A 19,428-nucleotide genomic window follows, 5' to 3' on the forward strand; every position below is an offset into this window, starting at 1 on the left:
CATGGCGAAGACAAAGGGTGCGCTGATCGGCTGCGGCTTCTTCGCCGTCAACCAGATGCATGGCTGGCAGGATCTTGATGACGTCGAGATCGTGGCGATCTGCGACCGGGATCCGGAGCGTCTTCACCTCGTCGGCGACCAGTTCGGCGTCGACAGGCGATACCGGTCGGCGGATGAGATGTTCGATGATGGCGGCTTCGATTTCGTCGACATAGCGACGACGGTCGGCAGCCACCGCGCGCTGGTCGAGCTTGCCGCCAGCCACGCGGTGCCGGTTATCTGCCAGAAACCGTTCGCCCCGACGCTTGCCGATGCCAAGGCCATGGTCGCCGCTGCCGAAAAGGCCGGCATTGCCCTGATGATCCACGAGAATTTCCGGTGGCAGACGCCGATCCTCGCCGTCAGGGCGGTGCTGGACAGCGGTGTGATCGGTGAGCCCTTCTGGGGACGGGTTTCCTTTCGCTCCGGCTTCGATGTCTTCTCCGGCCAGCCCTATCTTGCCAGGGGAAAGCGCTTCATCATCGAAGACCTGGGTATCCATTCCCTCGATATCGCCCGTTTCCTCTTCGGGGATGCCAGCCGCATGACGGCCCGCACGCGCCGTATCAATCCGGATATTGCCGGCGAGGATGTCGCCACGATGCTGCTCGACCACGACAACGGCATCACCTCGATCGTCGATGTCAGCTACGCGACGAAACTGCCGGAAGAACCCTTTCCGGAAACCTTCGTCGAGATCGACGGCAGCAGGGGCACGCTGCGCCTCGGCAAGGATTACAAGCTGACAGTCCACGGTCCCGACGGTACGACACGGAGCGTCGTCGCGCCCAATCTGCTGCCCTGGGCCTCGCGCCCATGGCACAATATCCAGGAGAGCGTGGCGCTTATCCAGAAACACTGGGTCGAGCGACTGGCGGAGGGCCGCGAGCCGGATACGTCCGGCCGTGACAACCTGAAGACCTTCGCGCTCGTCGAGGCCGCCTATCGCAGCGCCGAGCGTGGCGAGACGATCGCGATTGCGGACCTGCTTGCATGAGCGGCGACCTGTTCAGGCTCTATGGCACGAACGAACGCGAACCGGAAAGCCGCCCGCTCGTTGCCGGTGACCTGAGCGTGGTGCTTCAGGATGGCAATCTGCGCACCCTGCGGTTTCACGGTCATGAGGTGCTGCGCGCCATCGCCTTTCTTGTGCGCGACAAGGATTGGGGCACCTGCAATGCCGTGATCCGCGATCTGGCGGTGCAGGCAGCGGGCGAGGGTTTTTCCGTTACCTACAAGGCCCGCTTCACCGCGCCCTCAGGCGCCAATCTGGATTGCGCCATTGCGATCTCCGGCACGACGAAGGCCGTGGCCTTCTTCGCCGATTGCGTCAGCGATGCCGATTTCGAAACCGCGCGCGCCGGTTTCGTCGTGCTGCATCCGGTCATCGGCGTGGCGGGACGGCCCTTGCAGGTCCGCCATGGCGACGGCAGCGTCGAGCATGCGCACTGGCCGGACCAGATCGAGCCCTGGCAACCGTTCAAGGATATTTCCGCGATCACCCATCAGGTCGCATCCGGCATTTCGGCGGCGACAACGTTCGGCGGCGACGTCTTCGAGATGGAGGACCAGCGCAACTGGACCGACGGCTCCTTCAAGACCTATGTGCGCCCGCTGTCGCTGCCTTGGCCCTATCTCGTGCCGAAGGGCCAGCCGTTCAGCCAGGCGATAACGGTCGAAATCCAGGCTGCCGACGATGCGGCGCCCGCCACCGGCGCATCCGGCGCCATCACCCTGCAAATGGCGCCGACAGGTCGCCGCTTTCCCGAAATCGGCGTCGGTGTGCGCCCGGAGTGCCTCGCGCAGGAACATGCCGTGCTCGATACCCTGGCGGCCGTCGGCGCACGGCATCTGATTGCCCATTTCGATCCCGGCGCCGGCCACGGCCTGGCGGCCTTGAAGGGATATGCCGGCATCGCGGCGAAATCCGGTCTCAGGGTGACGCTGGAACTGGCCGTGCCGTGCAGGCGTCCGCTGGCCGAGGAGATGGCCGGATTTGCCCGCCTGGTGCGTGAAGCCGGTCTGCTGCCCGACACGCTCTTCGTCTGCCCCTCGGTCGATCGCCAGTCGACGCCGCCGGGCAGCATCTGGCCGGAATGCCCGCTGCTCAAGGACATCTATGCCGCGGCGCGGGCCGCCTTTCCCGGTATCCGCCTCGGCGGTGGCATGATGAGCTATTTCACGGAACTCAACCGCAAGCGCGTGCCCGCGGATCTCATCGATTATGTCAGCCATTGCACGAACCCCATCGTGCACGCCGCCGACGATCTCTCGGTCATGCAGACTTTCGAGGCGCTGCGTTCCGTCGTCCGCTCGACCCGCGCCATCTACGGCGAAAAGCCCTACCGCATCGGCCCTTCGACCATCGCCATGCGGCAGAACCCCTATGGCAGCACGACGAAGGACAATCCGGCGGGAGCGCGCATTCCTATGGCCAATGTCGATCCGCGCCACAATGGTCAGTTCGGCGCCGCCTGGACGCTGGCCTATGCCGCGACCGTTGCCGCTACGGGGCTGGAAGTCCTGACGCTTTCGACGCTTGCCGGTCCGTTCGGGCTGGTGGCGGGGGAGGGCGAGCCGAGGGCGCAGGGGACGTGGCGGCCGCTCGCGCATGTCGTCGCACGCCTCGGCGCACTGGCGGGCGAGGATGTGCAATCCGTCGAAACGTCGCGGCCGGATGCGGTGCTTGGGCTTGCTTCGCGGGAGCGGTTGCTGCTGGCGAATATCACGCCGGCAATGCAGACAGTGGTCCTGCCTTCGCTGCCGCGTGCGGTCTCGCTGATCGCAGAAGAGGCTTTGCCCGTCGCCGCGCGGCTCGTCCTGCCGCCCTATGGCTGTGCCGAGATCGTGCTCTGAACTATTTCTGTCCCTTGAGCGCATAAAGTGCGCGGGAGCGTTCGAGGTGCTTGATCATCGCCTTTTCGGCAAGGTCCGCATCGCCTCTCTCGATGGCACGGATGATTTCCTCGTGCTCGGCGAGCGTGAAGTTCTCGCGACCGGTCCAGATGAGCATTTCGGTATGATAGGATTTCAGCCACCCCAGCATCGCGCCGCTGACGGCGGCGAAGATCGGATTGCCCGAGATCTGCGTGATGTACTGGTGGAATTCCATGTCGGCATCGATGAAGGCATCCGCATCGCCGAGGCTCTGTTTCTGCTTGTCGAGGAGGGCGCGCAATTCCGCGATGTGCTCCGGTGTCGCCTTGGTGGCGGCCTCGCGAATCATGCCGCGCTCGAAGAAGATGCGGGCGCTCTTCAGGTGTTCCAGCGAGTCGGAGGAGCCGGAAAGCATCAGCTTGGCCGGCAGGTCCACCTGGCGGATGATGGATTCGGCGGTGATGCGCAGCACCTTGGCACGTTCACCCTGGGAAATCTCGACCAGCCCCTTGCCGGCGAGCGCCTGCATGGCCTCGCGAATGGCCGGGCGGCCGACGCCGTAGCGCTCCATGAGTTCGCGCTCGGAGGGCATGTCGTCGCCGGCTTTCAATTCGCCGGTTTCGATCATGGTCTTCAATCGCGCGAAAACTTCGTCGGAGAGTTTCTTGCGGACGATCGGTTCGGAAACGACGCTCATGAGTCACCTGATTTCGACAGGTTTGAATATGCACCAAGTTCCTTCGCCGCAACAGCTTTCACCGCAATCGGCTTGCAATAACATAAATACTCATTATACCAGTTATTGGGCTATAACAAGATACGCCTCTGCGGCGGGAGGGAACGTGATCCGTCTGACATATCGGATAGAGACGCCGGGTCCGGTGGAGGCCATGGCGATGAAAATCGCCAGCGACCAGTCGACCGGTACCTTCGTGGCGCTGCCGGGCGAGACGGAGGCGCTGAAGGCCCGCGTCGCCGCGCGCGTCGTCGCCATCCGTCCGCTGCCGCCGGTGGATCGCGCATCCTTTCCCGACGAGGCAGGCGACGCCACGCAGTTCAGCCGCGCGGATGTCGACATAGACTTCCCGCTGGATGCCATTGGCACCGATCTTTCCGCGTTGATGACGATCGCCATCGGCGGCGTCTTCTCCATCAAGGGCATGACAGGCATTCGCATCGTCGACATGAAGCTGCCGCTGGAATTCGCCGCTGCCCATCTTGGGCCCCAGTTCGGCGTTTCCGGGAGCTTTGCGCTGACGGGGGTCAGGGGCCGGCCGATCATCGGCACCATCGTCAAGCCGGCATTGGGCCTTCGCCCGCATGAGACGGCGGAAATGGTCGGTGAACTGATCGAAGCCGGTGTCGATTTCATCAAGGATGACGAGAAGCTGATGAGCCCGGCCTATTCGTCGCTGAAGGATCGCGTGGCGGCGGTCATGCCGAAGATTCTCGACCATGAGCAGAAGACCGGCAAGAAGGTCATGTACGCCTTCGGCATCAGCCATGCCGATCCGGACGAGATGATGCGCAATCATGACCGGGTGCTGGAAGCCGGCGGCAATTGTGCGGTCGTCAATATCAATTCCATCGGCTTCGGCGGGCTTGCCTTCCTGCGCAAGCGCTCCGGCCTTGTATTGCACGCCCACCGCAACGGCTGGGACATCCTCACGCGTCATGCCGGGCTCGGCTTCGAATTCTCCGTCTGGCAGCAGTTCTGGCGCCTGCTCGGCGTCGACCAGTTCCAGATCAACGGTATCCGTGTCAAATACTGGGAGCCTGATGACAGTTTCGTGCGCTCCTACAAGGCGGTCACCACGCCGCTGTTTTCAGACAGGGACGTGGCGCTTCCGGTCATCGGCTCCGGCCAATGGGGCGGCCAGGCGCCGGATACGATCGCGGCGACGGGTGGTTCGACCAATCTGCTCTATCTCTGCGGCGGCGGCATCGTCAGCCATCCGGGCGGACCGGGGGCAGGGGTGAAGGCGGTGAAGCAGGCCTGGGAGGCGGCGGTCGCCGGTGTGCCGCTCGAGGCCTATGCCAAGGACCATCCGGAACTTCGGCAATCCATCGAAAAATTTGCCGATGGCAAGGTGGCCTGAGCCATGATGCGACCCCTGATCAGCTATTACGGCGACGATTTCACCGGCTCGACCGACGTCATGGAGGCGCTTGCCTCGAACGGCGTCGAGACGGTGCTTTTCCTGAAAGTGCCGGATGCCGACCTGTTGTCGCGCTTTGCTGGTGCACGCGCCTTCGGCCTTGCCGGCACCAGCCGCAGCGAGGTTCCGGACTGGATGGATGTGCATCTGAGCGAGGCTTTCGGCTGGCTGAAGACGCTGGATGCAGAGCTTTGCCACTACAAGATCTGCTCGACCTTCGATTCCGCTCCGCATGTCGGCAATATCGGCCGGGCGATCGAGATCGGCCGCGCCGTCTTCGGCGCGGCGACCGTGCCGCTTATCGTCGGCGCGCCGCAGATCCGGCGCTATACGGCCTTTGGCGAGCTCTTTGCCGCCTATCAGGGCCGCAACTATCGCATCGACCGCCATCCCGTCATGGCGCGCCATCCCGTCACGCCGATGGACGAGGCCAATGTGCTGCTGCATCTCGCGCGCCAGACAAAACTGTCCTCCGCGCTGGTGGACAATGTCGCGCTGCTCGATGCGCCGGAGCCCGAGGAGGCGGATATCCTGCTGCTCGACGTGCTCGACCGGCAGACGCAGGCGGCGGCAGGCAGCCTGCTCTGGAACCGGTTGCGCCCGAAAAGCCGCTTCGTCTGCGGTTCGTCGGGCGTCGAATACGCGCTGATCCCCGCCTGGCGGAAGGACGGGTTGCTCGGCGAGAAGCCAACCTTTGCCGATGCCGGTCCGGTGGATCGCATCGCCGTCGTCTCCGGCAGCGTTTCGCCGACGACGGAGCGCCAGATCCGCCATGCTCTCGTCAATGGTTTCGATGGCGTGACTCTCGACCCGGTCGCCCTTTCCCGTGCAGAAAATACTGCAACCATCGCAGCCGCGGTCGAGGCCGGCCTCACGGTGCTTGAGAGCGGCCGAAGCGTCGTGCTTTACACGGCACTCGGGCCGTCCGCCGACCGTGGCGGCGAGCTTAATTCATCCGTCGGCGCACGCCATCGGCTTGGCCGGGCACTCGGTCGTATCCAGTTGGAACTGGTGGCACGCGCGGGCCTATTCCGCGCCGTCGTCGCCGGAGGCGACACGTCAAGCCATGCGCTCGGCGAGATGGGAATCGCCGCCCTCACGCTGAGAATGCCGCTGCCGCAAACGCCTGGCTCGCCGCTCTGCATGGCCCATGGCGGTCCTGCGGATGGCCTGCAGATTGCATTGAAGGGCGGCCAGGTGGGTGGAGACAATTATTTCAGCATGATCCGGTCGGGTAGGATTTAGACTGCCGTTCCGGGAAACTCGGAGGGCTTGCGATCCGGCGGTCTCTTAAGGGGGGCACATCCCCTCTTCCCTACCGGTTGGCAGGGAAATCGAGGCCGGCGGGCAGGTCTGTAGCCTTTGATCTTGCTTCCTGCCGGGCCTGGCGTGGAGTCAGGCCGGTCGCCTGGCGGAAGGCGTGGATGAAGGCGCTTTCCGAACCGTAACCGAATTGCGCCGCGATGGTCGCGATCGTTGCATCCGGTTGCAGCAGCGCCTTTTGTGCGAGTGTCATGCGCCATCGCAGCACATAGTCCATCGGCGCGCGCCCGACGGCGGCACGAAACCGCGCGGAGAACCGCGATCGTGAGAGATGGCTGATCCCTGCAAGCTCATCGAGGCGCCAAACCCGACGGGGCGCATCGTGAATGGCGCGCAGCGCGGCGCCGATCCGCGGATCGGAAAGCGCCGCAAGCCAGCTGCCCGTCCGCTCTTCCGGCAGGTTTCGCAGCAGCTCGATGAAAATCATCTGCATGATCTGCCTTGCCATCGCCGTCGAGCCGGGGGCTTTGGAGGAAAGCTCGTCCTCCAGCCTGCCGACAAGCCAGTGCAGGCGCCCGGCAACCGGGCTGTCCGAGCGGACCACGATCATCGGCGGTAGCGTGTCCGTCAGAAACCGTGCGGTTTCCGTCAGGTCCATGCGCCCGCTGAGACAAAGGAAGTCCGGTCCCGCGCCGGCATTCAGCTGTGCGTAGCTGCTCTCGCGTGGTCCGGCAAAAACCTCGGCGGCGTGCCGGGGCAGCCGGTTCAAATCGGTCCCGATGACAAAAGGCAGTTCGGGGCCGATCAGGAAACAGTCTCCCGCCGTCAGCCGCCATCGCTTTCCCCTGGTCTCCACCGTGCATTCGCCACGCTTGATCATGTTGCATTTGAGCGCCCGCACGGGCGGTACATGCATTGCCCATAGGCCTCTTGCCGCAAGCCCGGTGGATATCACCGCGCGCGCCTCGACCAGACTCAGGAACTGTGAAAGCGGGTCTTCCATGACGATTCAGGACGATCTCTATATGATTCAGGCATACTTCATATAGAATTACTCGTCTTCGACGTCCACTTTCCTGGCTTTCAGACAGGAGAAGAACATGACGGTCACTCAAGAGACACTTGGCACGCCCTTCGGCCCCTTCACGACGGCAGAGGAGGTCGTGCGGGACGTCGACCTTTCCGGCAAGACGGCCGTCGTTACCGGTGGTGCATCCAACCTTGGTCGCGAGACCGTGCGGGTTCTCGCGTCGAGGGGCGCCCATGTCATCGTGCCGGCACGCGACGTCACGGCCGCACGGCAAGCATTGTCCGGAATGGATCGCGTCGAGATCGTTTCCATGGATCTGCTTGATCCGGCTTCCATCGACGGTTTTGCCGACAGGTTTCAGGCCGATCACGAAACCCTCGATCTTCTGATACTGAGCGCCGGCGTGATGGCCACGCCCCTGTTCCGCGACAAGGAAGGGCATGAAGGGCAACTTGCCACCAATCATCTTGGGCACTTTCATCTGACCGCCGCGCTGTGGCCGGCGCTGCGTGCCGCCGAAGGCGCGCGCGTCGTGGTCCTTTCCTCCCGCGCGCACCAGCTTGGAGGCCTCGATCTCGACGACCTCGATTTCACGCGTCGTGCCTATGACAAGTGGCTCGCATACGGCCAGGCCAAGACCGCGAATGCCCTCTTCGCCGTTGCATTGGATGCGCGTGGCATCGCGCATGGCGTGCGGGCGTTTTCGGTTCATCCGGGCTCTATCCTCGGTCCGCTGGCGCGGCATCTGAGCCGGGAAGAGATCGATGCGTTCGGCGCTTTGAGCGAGGACGGTACACCGGTGGTCGATCCTGCCCGGGACAAGAAATCGCCCGAACAGGGCGCCGCCACGACGATATGGTGTGCCACCGCGCCGGAACTGGCCGGGATCGGCGGCGTCTATTGCGAGGATTGCGACATTGCGCCTTTGCGCACGGAAGGCCAGCTCGGCGCGGCTGGTGTTCGGCCTTTCGCGGTCGATCCGGCCATCGCCGAAGCTCTGTGGGCACAAAGCGTGCGGTTAACCGGTCGCGATCTGCATGAGTGATCGCGACCGGGCTTCCGGATGCCTGGCAGCGGCGATGCGGCCCCTCGATCGGGCCTATCCGAACGTCATCCGGCTTGCAAGCCATAACGCGGATCATTATAGTCCACGTTATGGCGCATATCACCGCTGGCGTGGAATACGCATTGCATTGTCTCCTGTGGCTGGTGGATTCGCCCGGTGCACCATTGAGCAGTCGCGACCTGGCGGATTTTCAGGGCATTTCCCCGAGTTTCCTGGCGAAGGTTTTTCCGAAGCTGGAGAAAGCTGGAATCGTGGCTTCATCGGAGGGCGTGAGGGGCGGTTATCGACTGGCCAAGCGGCCCGAGGCAATCAGCGTGCTCGCGGTCGTCGATGCCATCGAAGGCGAGAAACCGCTGTTCGATTGCCAGGAAATCCGGGGCCGTTGCGCCGCCTTTGGCGGGCGGCCACCGGCATGGGCAACGAAGGGTGTATGCGCGATCCATGCGGTGATGCTGCGTGCGGAGAAGGCGATGCGCGATAGCCTGGAAAGCCAGACGCTGGCCGACATCGCCGGCGTCCTCGAGCGCAAGATGCCGCCGGAGTTTTCGGAGGAAGTCCGCAGATGGGTCGAGGAAAGAACCGAAGCCCGGATCCGCGGTAAGGCATGAGGCGGGCTTCGGATCCGTCGCTCCGGCGGATGGGGATGTTGGTCATGAAGGACATGTTCATTTGCAAGCGTGAGACAGGTTCTGCGGCACACGCAAATCATCCGGAGGCCGCACGATGACCGCCACCGCCGCCGTCATTGCGGATTGTCCGCTGGTTCTCGTCGTCGATGACGACGCGGGCGTCCGGAATTCCCTGCAGGAACTCATGGAATCCGTCGGGCTCGACGTTGCCTGCTTTCCATCCCCCTCCGAACTCCTGAATGTCGGCCTTCCCGACCGGCCCGGATGCTTGGTTCTCGATGTCCGGATGCCGGGGGCGAGCGGCCTTGACCTGCAGCACCAGCTTGCGGCACGGGGAATTGCGAAGCCGATCATCTTCCTGACGGGTTACGGCGACATTCCGATGACGGTGCAGGCGATGAAGGCCGGCGCCATCGATTTCCTGACGAAACCCGTGCGTGACCAGACGCTGCTGGACGCCGTGATTGCCGGTATCCAGCGGGATGTCGAGCAGCGGGCGCAGGCGCAGAACATTCACCAGCACGCGACACGGTTTGCGACCCTGACACCGCGCGAACGGCAGGTTTTCCGGGAGGTCGCGCATGGGCGCCTCAACAAGCAGATCGCCTTCGACCTCGGGATCAGCGAGATCACCGTCAAGCTCCACCGCAGCAATGTGATGCGCAAAATGGGGGCGATTTCGGTTGGCGAACTCATTCGTGCCTGGGATTCGTTGCCGCCCGGCTTGCGCGAGAAGCCGCAGGACTGATTTCAGGCATCACCGGTTGCAGCGGGCCTGATCAAGAAGCCCCTATCTCCTGAAAGATCTTCCTCCCCGGCCATCGGCGACCGGCCGAAACGGTCTTGCTCCCCTGTCCGCTGGTCTGGCGCCAACCTATGCCAGTGCCGTCAGACATGCCTGGGGTGTGCCCTGACGCCATGCCGACAGAGTTGGTGATCGACGGATCGGGCAAGGCACCTAATCCCCCGATGTGCCGGACCTGTCCTCTGGGACTAGGTAAGCGATGCTTGCGTTCGATAGTCCGGCGGCCCGCTCTGGCGCATTCTCCTCACAAGTCGAGACGACGCGAGGGAGAGACGGGATGCGAGATATCATCGAAACAAGGGCCTTCGCCGCCGTGGCCGGCCTGCCCTGACGGCTTCCCATCCCGGGGACGCAGCCTCGTTCATCGATAAACGGCTTCGTCAAACAGTCGCCCGGCGCCCCTGCGCCGCTCGGCGATCCGAGTAATCCGACATCAACTTGAAACCAGGAGAGTGGACATGAAAATCGTCGTCATTGGAGGCACTGGGCTGATCGGCTCGAAAACTGTCGAACGGCTTCGCAAGAAGGGCCATGACGTGCTGGCCGCTTCGCCGAATTCCGGCGTGAACACCGTTACCGGCGAAGGCCTGGACGAGGCGCTTGCCGGCGCCCAGGTGGTAATCGATCTGGCGAATTCGCCGTCCTTCGAGGAAAAGGCTGCCATGGACTTCTTCGAAGCGGCGGGCCGCAACCTCTTTGCGGCGGAAAAGGCCGCCGGCGTTCGCCACCACGTGGCACTTTCGGTGGTCGGCACCGACCGGATGCAGGCGATGGGGTATTTCCGCGCCAAGCTGCTTCAGGAGAAGCACATCAGGAATTCCGGCGTTCCCTACACGATCGTCCACGCAACCCAGTTCTTCGAATTTGCGGGCGCCATCGCCCAGTCGGCCACCGAGGGAATGACCGTTCGGCTGCCCACGGGCGCCTTTCAGCCCATCGCAGCCGACAACGTGGCGGATGCGATGGCTGATGCCAGCACCGCCGAACCCGTGAACGGCATGATCGAGATCGCCGGTCCGGAGCGGGGGCGGATGCACGATTTCATCGCCCGCTACCTCAAGGCCACCAACGATCCGCGCACCGTCGTTGCTGATCCGCAGGCCCGCTACTTCGAGGTCGAGATCGATGATCGGACGCTGGTTCCGGATGATGGCGCACGCCTTGGCCAGATCCGCTTCGACGACTGGCTGAAAACCGCCGGTGCCCCGAAAGCGTGAACGGCCGCTCCGGGATTTCTCTCAGCTTCGCCGGATCCTCGGTTCGGTGAAGCTCTGTTCAACAAGGTGAACGAAGATGATCAAGACACTTTTCTACGCGACGGCGTTCCTGTTCGCTTCCATCGCGGCGGGCGCCGCCCATGACGGCGATGACGAAAAGGTCACGCTGGTCTATGACCAGCCATTGCCGAACGTGCCCGGCAAGAGCATGAAAGGCGTGCTCGTCGAGTATGCGCCCGGCGGCAACTCGCCTGCGCACACGCATCCGGATTCGGCATTCATCTATGCGACGGTTCTGGAAGGCGCGATCCGCAGCCAGGTCAATGACGGCCCGATCGTCGTCTACCGTGCCGGCGAGAACTTCTCTGAATTTCCCGGCGATCATCACGGCGTCAGCGAAAATGCCAGCGAGACGGAGCGCGCCCTGCTGCTTGCCGTGTTCGTGGTCGACACGGACGAAACCAACCTGACGACCTACGAGAAATAAGCTCGTGACACGCGTCACGGCGAAATTCCGGAGCCACTTCGACGCCATCGGCGCCAGGACCTCGCCGGGCCTGCCCGTCCATGTTCGACCCCGCAACGACGGGCTTCGCCTGACGCAGGTCACCGATGCCGGAGTGGCGCAGCCGCCGCGCCACTCCGGTTTTGGCATCAGCGGCCGCACGGCCGTGAACGACGCCATGCGCATCGGAAGGCTCTATACCTCGGCACAGGTGTCTTTGTCGTCAACTCCATTATACGCTGCCGGTTGGGTGGATCGTGGTGCCGGTCGTCGGACGAGGCATCACGACGATCTCAAGTGCAATGGGATCAGGTCGAGGCATGTCGAGGTCAGCCGGAACATCGGGAGCAGATGGGAGCGGATCTGCAAAACCACCTGATATCAACGCTATGGAGGCGGCCAGGATTGTCGAGCGGATTACCGGCAATGCCTGGGCGACAGATGCCGAGGGCGTCTTCATCTATGTGACGCCGGCTGCGCTGGCCTTTCTCGGCATCACCCTGGAAAGCCTCAATGCGCCTTCTGCCGGAAGCGCCTTCGGCTGGAGGCGGGTCATACATCCGGAGGACTACGATGCCGCGGCAGCGGCCTGGCGCCGCTGCCTGCAAACCGGCGAACACTACAATGTCGAGCACCGGATGTTGCGCGCGACCGGTGTCTATGGCTGGGCGCGCAGCACCGGACAACCGATACGCAACGGCGAGGGCGTGATCGTCGGATGGTACGGCACCGTGATCGACGCTGCCCTTCGGCCCGAGCCCGGCGAGCGTTCGGCGGTACATCTCGATGATCCTCTAGCCGGCGGACCCGCCCGCAATCCGCGTCCGTCCATGGAAGCGATCCATCCACATGATAGGTCCATTGTCGAGCAGGCGGCGGCGAGGGCCTTCTTCCATGGCATTCCCCAGATCAGCAGCTACCGCCAGCTTCAGGCGGACGGCAGCTATCGCTGGGTCGAGTTCCGGATGGAGCCGGGCCATGGCAATAGCGTCGACGTCGATCCGGCGGTGGCACGACAGGATGCGCCATGGACGATCGCGCGCTCCTTCGGCGAGACCGGCGATGCGATTCAAGCGGCCCTTGCCATCGAAAAGCTCTATGGCGGCGCCTGGGCCATCGATGCCATCGGGCAGTTCACCTATGCGACGCCGACGGCGCAGACCTCGATCGCCATGACATTGGAGGATCTCAATCTTCTGCTGGACGGCAAACCCTTCCTGGACGGTGGGAGGCAGGGCTGGCAGCGAGGCACGCATCCCGACGACAGCGACCGGGCAGCCGAGACGTTGCGCCATGCCCTTAGGACGGGCGAGAACTGGAACTTCGAATACCGGGTCCTGCGCGCCAACGGCGCTTATGTCTGGCATCGGGCCGCGGCACGGCCGACACGCGACGAGCAGGGGCGGATCACCGGATGGTACGGTACCGCGCTGGACATCGACGTCTATAAACGCACCGAGACTGCCTTGCGCGAACGCGAAAGGCAGCTCCAGCAATTGATCGATACCGTGCCGGCGCTGATCTGGAGCACCGCGGCGGATGGGACGCCGACCTATGTCAGCAAACCCTTCACCGAGATAACCGGCGCCACGCTGCAAGACATCACCGCACCCGATGGATCTGCGTCCCTCGGCGTGGTGCATCCGGAGGACAGGGCGGCGGCAAGGGAAGCTTTCCGGCAGTCGGTCACGGCGGGCGTTCCCTATGTCCAGCGCTATCGTCAGCGCCGGGCCGATGGAAGCTATCGCTGGACCGAGACGCGGGCGGCGCCGCTGCGGGACGAAGCCGGCGCGATTCTTCAATGGTACGGCGTGAGCACGGACATTCATGACCTCGTCACGACGCAGGACGCGCTCCGCGAGAGCGAACGGTATTCCCGTCAGTTGGTCGAAACGTTGCCCGCAATGGTCTATTGCGCCTTGCCCGATGGCAAGCCGATATATCGCAGCCAGCGGCTCCGCCGATATCTCGGCTTCAACCTCGAGGACAAGGACGAAGAGGGAAAGTCCCGGCTGGACGGCACACTCGACGCGGTGATCCATCCCGAGGATCTCGCGGCGGTGAAGCAGCGATACAACCACGCACTGTCCACAGGCGAGCCCTATGCGCTGAGGCATCGGCTGCGGCGGTTCGACGGTGTGTATCGCTGGGTGGAGACGCGCGCCACGGCGATGCGCAATGGCGATGGTGCGATCGTCCAGTGGAACGGAATATGCCTCGATATCGAGGATCAGGTGAATGCGCAGGAGGAGCTCAGCCGTGCCCAGGAGAACCTGGCCCGGGCAAACCAGGCAGCGAGCCTTGCGGAGCTGTCGGCATCGATCGCCCACGAGGTCAACCAGCCGCTCTCGGCCGTGATGAATTATTCCAGCGCCTGCCAGCGCTGGCTGACCGCGGAGCCCCCCAACATCGAACGGGCCCAGAAGGCATTGGAGATGATTGTCCAAAGTGCCGATTCCGCGGCCGATGTCGTCAGCCGTATCCGCGCCCTCTTCAAGCAATCGACGGACAAGAGGGATTGCACGACGCTTGGCACCGTCGTTGCCGAAGCCCGCGCTCTGCTTGCCGAGGAGGCCTCGCGGCGGCGCGTGCGGATGACGATCGAAGGCGACAGCGGGCTACGGCCGGTTCCGTTCGATCGGGTCCAGATCCAGCAGGTGCTGGTCAATCTCATGCGAAACGGCATGGATGCGATGGCATCCGTCTCGAACGAAAGGATCCTTCGGATCCGAGGTTACGGGGCCGGGGACATGGCCCGGATCGAAGTCAGCGATCAAGGCAGAGGCATCCAGTTTCCCGACAGGATATTCGAGCCCTTCTTCACGACGAAGGATCAGGGAATGGGGATGGGGCTCGCTATCTCCCGTTCGATCGTCGAAGCGCATGGCGGGCAGTTGTGGGCGGAGAGGAACGAACCGCGTGGTGCGAAATTCATCTTCACCCTGCCGCTCGTAATGACGAAAAACGCATGAGCCGGGATTGGCGCATCGAACCGAACCGGCCGCCAATGGAATGGCGGATAGCAAGGAACACGGTATGAGCAAGCCTGTTGTGGCAATCGTCGACGATGATCCGAGGGTGCTTGCTTCCCTGGAGGAGCTGCTGGAATCGGCAGGATATGTGACCAGGAGCTTCCTTTCGGCAGAGGCACTGCTTGACGAAGGGCTTACAGGCATAGAGGTCCTGATCACCGACATCGGCATGCCGGGAACCGACGGGTTTGAACTGCGCGACCGGATCCGGCAAGCGCTTCCGGAACTGCCGGTATTCCTGATCACGGGCCGGCACGAGATTACCGATCAGAGCCGGTCTCGCGGCAAGGGCGGTTTCCTGCGCAAACCCTTCGATGGCCATGTCCTGCTTGCGGCCCTCCGCGATGCTCTGGATAACCGGCCAAGCTGATCCCGTCCACGTTCGCTACCGCTCGCGCATCATGGCCGATGTCTGGTTCACGCGGCGGCGTGGAGGCTGGCGCGAGCGTTTGTTCGGCCCGTCCACCCGGGAGAGGGTGTCTTCGCCAGTGATACGGGGCGGGGCGTTCGTCTTGGCGATCACGTCGACATCATCCGTATCCATTCCTTCACGCCAGCCTGCCATCACGGAATCCCTGCTCCCGTAACCGAACCGGGCAGTCAACCCTGTTCTCTGGTGTAGCCCAGCCTCTTCCATGGCCTGATCGACCGTCAGAACATGCCGACCTACACTTCGTCGCATGGTCCGTGCTCGGCACGTTCCGATCCCGCAAAACAGGAGCGCATCATGACGCAGGCAGAAGCAAATCCCCGTACGATGGGGCAGCAGGAGACAAACTTGGGCTTGAGCAGGGCCCTCCCGAATGGATCGGGAACGGAAGAACTGGTTCCCTCGCGCTACGCGGTGCAGGTCGGCGAGATCGAAGTGCTGGTGATCAGCGACGGCGTGCTGCCCCTCCCGACCAAGATGCTGGGGCACAATGTCGAGCCGAAGGAACGCGCGGCCTGGCTGGACGGGATGTTCCTGCCGCCGGATGCCTTCGACTGGTCCCTGAACGTGGTTCTGGTCCGCAGCGGCGGGCAGACCATACTCGTCGATGCCGGGCTCGGGCTGGACCCGGATTTGAACCTGCCCCGGGCCGGGCAGGTGGTCAGGCGGCTGGAAGCCGCCGGCATCGATCTTGCATCCGTGACCGACGTGGTGCTTACCCACATGCATATGGACCATATTGGCGGGCTGCTCGTCGAGGGCGTGAAGGACCGGTTGCGCCCAGATCTGCGCATTCACGTGGCTGCCGCCGAGATCCGGTTCTGGGAGGCCCCCGATTTCACGCATGTCAACATGCCCCCGGGCTTCCCGGACGCGCTTCGGGCGGCAGCCAAGCGGTTCGCGGCAGCGTACCGCAGCTATCTGCGGCCGTTTGATGAGGAGCACGAGGTGGCGCCGGGCGTGACCGTCCGGCGCACCGGTGGCCACACGCCCGGGCACAGTGTCGTCCGCCTGGCATCCGGCGGCGACCGGCTGACCTTCGCCGGCGATGCGGTGTTCGCGGTCGGCTTCGACCACCCCGACTGGCACAACGGCTTCGAGCACGACCCGGAGGAGGCCGCCCGCGTTCGGATCCGCCTCTTGCGGGAACTGGCGGGTACCGGCGAGCAGTTGGTGGCCACGCACCTGCCGTTCCCCTCCGTCGGCCGGGTGGCGGCCGATGGTGACGCCTTTCGCTGGGTTCCGGTCTTCTGGGACTACTGACCGTATGGTCGATTGCGTTTGCCAGGGAAAGACGATCTTCCCGTAAAGCCAAACGAAAACACAGGAAGATGGAGCGGGTCCGGTTCAATCCGAACCGGACCCGCTCCAGGTAAGAAAAACTCAAAGCCCGGCAAGCGCCTTGGCCTCGCTGGCCATGAAGTCGCAGAACAGCTTGACGCGCGCGGGGACGGTGCGTCCGAAGGCATGCAGGACGCTGAGCGGAAGCGTCGGCAGCGCGATGTCCGGTGCGACGGAGACGAGCGCGCCCTCCCGCAGTTCATGCGCAACCAGGCATCGCAGGACATAGGCGGCGCCAAGCCCGCTGCGCGCGGCATGAATCAGGGCGGCGCCCGTGTCGCAATCGATCCTCCCCCTTGGAGTGAAGGCCGTTCCGTCTGCCAGGCGGACGGGTTGCACCGCGCCATTCATCGCGTAGCGGGCGAAAGGCAGGTCGGCAAGGGCTTCAGCGGTTTCAGGATTGCCCCATGTCTCCAGAAAGGCGGGGGAGCAGACCATCGCCATCGGCAGGTCCGCCAGACGACGGACGATAAGATCGTCCTGCATGGGAGCGCCGGCGCGCAGGGCGACATCATAGTCTTCGCGGACAAGGTTGACGAAGCGATCGGTCAGCCCGACGTCCAGATGCAGGTCCGGGTAGTCCGCCGCAAAAGCACCGAACAGGCGTGGAAGCAAGAGCGGGGCGAGCTCGGCAGGCATGCTGATGCGCAGTCTGCCCGATGGTGTCCCCTGCGACCGGATGGCTTCGTCGCTCGCATCCAGTTCCCGCAAAAGCGGACCGACGCGCTCGAAGAACACCTGCCCGTCCTGCGTCAGGGTGAGCGCGCGGGTGGTACGCAGGAAAAGCCGCGTGCCGATCTTCTTCTCCAGGCGTGCCACGCTTTTCGAGATCGCCGAGGGCGTGCTGCCCAGATCGCGTGCGGCCGCCGTGAACGATCCGGCCTCGACCGTCCGCACGAACGCCATCAGTCCCGATGTCTCATCCAGCAGATTCGGCATTGGCATCTCCGCGGCACAGATCATGTGCCTGACCATGGTCTAAAGGCTTGAGGTCGCAGAGCTTATCTCACGCTCCGTTGAAAAGGAGATAAGCAAAATGCAGCAGCTCAAGAACAAGGTCGCCGTGATCACCGGCGGCAACAGCGGCATCGGCAAGGCGACCGCGCAGCTCTTCGCCGAAGAGGGCGCACAGGTCATCATCACCGGGCGGCGTGATGACGTCGTCGACCAGGCGGTCGCCGACATCGGCCACGGCGCCATCGGCCTCATTGGTGACGTGGCCGATCTGGCGCATCATCAGAAGCTTGCCGACCTGGTGAAGAACAGATTCGGCAGGCTGGACGTCTACATGGCGAATGCCGGCATCATCAACCTCACCACGTCGGACAAGGTGACGCCGGACGAATACGACCGGCACTTCGCCACGAATACCCGCGGGGTGTTCTTTGGCGTACAGGCGGTCGCTCCGCTGATCCGCGACGGCGGCAGCATCATCGTCACCAGTTCGCTCGCCGCAACGAAGATCCTGCCGGACCATACCGTCTATGCCGGTTCGAAAGCCGCGGTCGCCGCATTCGCCAGGAATTGGGCCGTCGAGCTCAAACCGCGGAAGATCCGGGTCAACATTCTCAGTCCCGGGCCGGTCGAAACCGCGATCCTCGGCAAGCTCGGCGTTTCGGAGGCCGATCGCCCGGCTTTCGAAAGGCACATGGCATCCCTCATTCCCGTGGGGCGAATGGGCCTGCCTGAGGAACTTGCGCGCGCGGCGCTGTTCCTCGCCTCTGAAGCCGGAAGTTTCGTCAACGGCATCGAACTGCATGTCGATGGTGGCATGACCCTGGCTTGAAGCAGGGGCGCGCGCCTGCGCTCCCCGGAATGCCTTGCAGCCGGTTCGCCGCGAACCGGCTGCAATCGTCTCTGACAACCGGCTGCCGATTTCGGCTTCCGGAGCCGTGGTGAAAATCCGGCTGTCGCTCATGGTGCCAATTAGCCGGCGGTCCGGCGCCATTCGCTGGGCGTCAGGCCGGTGTGCCGTTTGAATGCGACGGAGAAAGCGGTCAAGGTCGCATAGCCCAGCACGCCTGCAATGTCGGTTATCGGCATCGCGGAATCGCGCAGCATCGCCACAGCCTGCTCCATGCGCCTCTGCCGCAACCATTCGTGTGGCGTCAGGCCCGTGCTTTTTTTGAATGCGCGGCAGAAATGAAAGCGCGAAAGGTTGGCCGCCTCCGCGAGAGCGCCCAACGAGAAATCGTCCTCGTTTTCCGAAGACAGCCGCTCCAGCGACATCCGCAGAACGGTGGGAGACAGGCCGCCGTATGCTTTCGAGGCCATCTCGGCGAGACCGCTATGGGTCTTGACGATATGGATGGCAATCAGCGTCGCGAGTTGCTGACGATACAGGGCATCCAGATGGACCAGGCCGCCCGCCGAGTTGAGCGTCATTTCAAGGAGTGTCGACATGATATTGTCGGGCCGCGCGGTACTTTCGATCAGCGGTTTGGTCGGACCAGGGCATTCCCGTGCCACCTGGTCGAGAAGCTCCGGCGCCAGATAGAGCTGCACGATCTCCATCGGACCATGAATGTCCCAGCGCGAGCTGGACCCGGCCGGGATGAAGGTTATGCTGCCGCGACGCCCCATACCGGTTGAATATTGCCGTCCGGATCGGCGCTCAAGGCGTTGCATCGGTCCGAGATAGGTCATGATGACGTGATCCGACATTGGAAGCACGACCTCATGAAACGGCGCGTGCTTCCAATGAGCGAGGCGGGTATCGAAAGGGTCGTCGATGCTGAAGGATTCGATCGGGGCGGTGCGGAGCACGCGCTGCATCTCCCTATCCGCCGGGACTCCGCTCTATTTCTGAGGGGCGGCGATTGCAGCGGGGTCTTGATCCATGAAAGGGGAGGGAGCCATACGTGATCCTTCCAACAGGCTCGTGGTCGAGAATGTGGAAGGAAAGTAGAGCCCGAGGGCTGCAGACGATATCGGCCGATGGGATATCCTGATCTGCTCCGGGGAACGGGCAGCCCCCTTCGAATGCGGGCCTGATCCCTGTCGATTGGTGAAATGCCCTATGCTTGGGAATAGCT

Annotated in this window: 19 protein-coding genes; 14 read left to right on the plus strand and 5 right to left on the minus strand. The window is 63.6% G+C overall.

Going from position 1 to position 19,428, the window contains the following annotated elements; all coding sequences use genetic code 11:
• Window position 1: 1 nt before the first annotated feature.
• Together shn_RS27380 and shn_RS27385 are read left to right on the plus strand one after the other, a co-directional pair.
• Window positions 2-1,036, plus strand: a complete 1,035-nt coding sequence (locus shn_RS27380; protein WP_064333711.1) for a Gfo/Idh/MocA family protein — start codon at window positions 2-4, stop codon at window positions 1,034-1,036.
• Complete coding sequence (locus tag shn_RS27385; RefSeq protein ID WP_064333712.1) at window positions 1,033-2,895, plus strand: hypothetical protein; 1,863 nt, start codon at window positions 1,033-1,035, stop codon at window positions 2,893-2,895. The genes shn_RS27380 and shn_RS27385 overlap by 4 nt, the downstream gene beginning before the upstream one ends.
• Window position 2,896: 1 nt before the next feature.
• Here the strand turns inward: shn_RS27385 and shn_RS27390 are convergent, their stop codons facing one another.
• Window positions 2,897-3,613, minus strand: coding sequence for a transcriptional regulator NanR (locus shn_RS27390; RefSeq protein ID WP_064333713.1), 717 nt, complete (start codon window positions 3,611-3,613; stop codon window positions 2,897-2,899).
• Window positions 3,614-3,758: 145 nt separating this feature from the next.
• Here shn_RS27390 and oiaX point away from each other — a divergent pair, with 145 nt between their 5' ends.
• Together oiaX and shn_RS27400 are read left to right on the plus strand one after the other, a co-directional pair.
• Window positions 3,759-5,015, plus strand: a complete 1,257-nt coding sequence (gene oiaX, locus shn_RS27395; protein WP_064333714.1) for a 3-oxo-isoapionate-4-phosphate decarboxylase OiaX — start codon at window positions 3,759-3,761, stop codon at window positions 5,013-5,015.
• Between the two features lie 3 nt (window positions 5,016-5,018).
• On the plus strand, window positions 5,019-6,320 hold the full coding sequence (locus shn_RS27400) for a four-carbon acid sugar kinase family protein (RefSeq protein WP_064333715.1): 1,302 nt from the start codon (window positions 5,019-5,021) through the stop codon (window positions 6,318-6,320).
• A 70-nt stretch (window positions 6,321-6,390) separates the two neighbouring features.
• Here shn_RS27400 and shn_RS27405 read toward each other — a convergent pair whose 3' ends face one another.
• The gene (locus shn_RS27405; protein ID WP_064333716.1) at window positions 6,391-7,341 is read right to left on the minus strand and encodes an AraC family transcriptional regulator; all 951 of its coding nucleotides are present in this window, start codon (window positions 7,339-7,341) and stop codon (window positions 6,391-6,393) included.
• 97 nt (window positions 7,342-7,438) lie between these two features.
• Between shn_RS27405 and shn_RS27410 the strand changes: the two genes are divergently transcribed.
• The 8 genes from shn_RS27410 to shn_RS27440 all read left to right on the plus strand — a co-directional run bounded on the left by shn_RS27410 (window position 7,439) and on the right by shn_RS27440 (window position 14,992).
• Window positions 7,439-8,413 (plus strand): SDR family NAD(P)-dependent oxidoreductase, encoded by a 975-nt coding sequence (locus shn_RS27410; protein ID WP_064333717.1) that lies wholly within the window; start codon window positions 7,439-7,441, stop codon window positions 8,411-8,413.
• 110 nt (window positions 8,414-8,523) lie between these two features.
• Complete coding sequence (locus shn_RS27415; RefSeq protein WP_064333718.1) at window positions 8,524-9,042, plus strand: Rrf2 family transcriptional regulator; 519 nt, start codon at window positions 8,524-8,526, stop codon at window positions 9,040-9,042.
• Between the two features lie 115 nt (window positions 9,043-9,157).
• Window positions 9,158-9,811, plus strand: a complete 654-nt coding sequence (locus tag shn_RS27420; RefSeq protein ID WP_064333719.1) for a response regulator transcription factor — start codon at window positions 9,158-9,160, stop codon at window positions 9,809-9,811.
• A gap of 515 nt (window positions 9,812-10,326) precedes the next feature.
• Window positions 10,327-11,085 (plus strand): SDR family oxidoreductase, encoded by a 759-nt coding sequence (locus shn_RS27425; protein ID WP_064333720.1) that lies wholly within the window; start codon window positions 10,327-10,329, stop codon window positions 11,083-11,085.
• 76 nt (window positions 11,086-11,161) lie between these two features.
• Window positions 11,162-11,572, plus strand: a complete 411-nt coding sequence (locus shn_RS27430; RefSeq protein ID WP_064333721.1) for a cupin domain-containing protein — start codon at window positions 11,162-11,164, stop codon at window positions 11,570-11,572.
• Between the two features lie 4 nt (window positions 11,573-11,576).
• The gene (locus tag shn_RS36590) at window positions 11,577-11,969 is read left to right on the plus strand and encodes a hypothetical protein (RefSeq protein ID WP_168168979.1); all 393 of its coding nucleotides are present in this window, start codon (window positions 11,577-11,579) and stop codon (window positions 11,967-11,969) included.
• Window positions 11,970-11,979: 10 nt separating this feature from the next.
• Complete coding sequence (locus shn_RS27435) at window positions 11,980-14,562, plus strand: PAS domain-containing protein (RefSeq protein ID WP_245337500.1); 2,583 nt, start codon at window positions 11,980-11,982, stop codon at window positions 14,560-14,562.
• A gap of 64 nt (window positions 14,563-14,626) precedes the next feature.
• Window positions 14,627-14,992: a response regulator transcription factor gene (locus tag shn_RS27440; RefSeq protein ID WP_064333723.1), complete on the plus strand. Its 366-nt coding sequence runs from the start codon at window positions 14,627-14,629 to the stop codon at window positions 14,990-14,992.
• Window positions 14,993-15,007: 15 nt separating this feature from the next.
• Here shn_RS27440 and shn_RS36020 read toward each other — a convergent pair whose 3' ends face one another.
• Complete coding sequence (locus shn_RS36020; protein ID WP_145926080.1) at window positions 15,008-15,187, minus strand: hypothetical protein; 180 nt, start codon at window positions 15,185-15,187, stop codon at window positions 15,008-15,010.
• A 162-nt stretch (window positions 15,188-15,349) separates the two neighbouring features.
• Between shn_RS36020 and shn_RS27445 the strand changes: the two genes are divergently transcribed.
• Window positions 15,350-16,315: an MBL fold metallo-hydrolase gene (locus shn_RS27445; RefSeq protein WP_064333724.1), complete on the plus strand. Its 966-nt coding sequence runs from the start codon at window positions 15,350-15,352 to the stop codon at window positions 16,313-16,315.
• A 120-nt stretch (window positions 16,316-16,435) separates the two neighbouring features.
• On the opposite strand, the gene shn_RS27450 is transcribed toward shn_RS27445, so the two are convergent.
• Window positions 16,436-17,332, minus strand: a complete 897-nt coding sequence (locus shn_RS27450; protein ID WP_064333725.1) for a LysR family transcriptional regulator — start codon at window positions 17,330-17,332, stop codon at window positions 16,436-16,438.
• 97 nt (window positions 17,333-17,429) lie between these two features.
• Between shn_RS27450 and shn_RS27455 the strand changes: the two genes are divergently transcribed.
• Window positions 17,430-18,179 (plus strand): SDR family NAD(P)-dependent oxidoreductase, encoded by a 750-nt coding sequence (locus shn_RS27455; protein WP_064333726.1) that lies wholly within the window; start codon window positions 17,430-17,432, stop codon window positions 18,177-18,179.
• A 140-nt stretch (window positions 18,180-18,319) separates the two neighbouring features.
• Here shn_RS27455 and shn_RS27460 read toward each other — a convergent pair whose 3' ends face one another.
• Window positions 18,320-19,168 carry an AraC family transcriptional regulator gene (locus shn_RS27460; RefSeq protein WP_064333727.1) on the minus strand — a complete coding sequence of 283 codons (849 nt, stop codon included), beginning with the start codon at window positions 19,166-19,168 and terminating at the stop codon, window positions 18,320-18,322.
• Window positions 19,169-19,428: the final 260 nt, after the last annotated feature.

Source organism: Shinella sp. HZN7 (genome assembly GCF_001652565.1).
GTDB classification, from domain to species: Bacteria; Pseudomonadota; Alphaproteobacteria; order Rhizobiales; family Rhizobiaceae; genus Shinella; species Shinella granuli.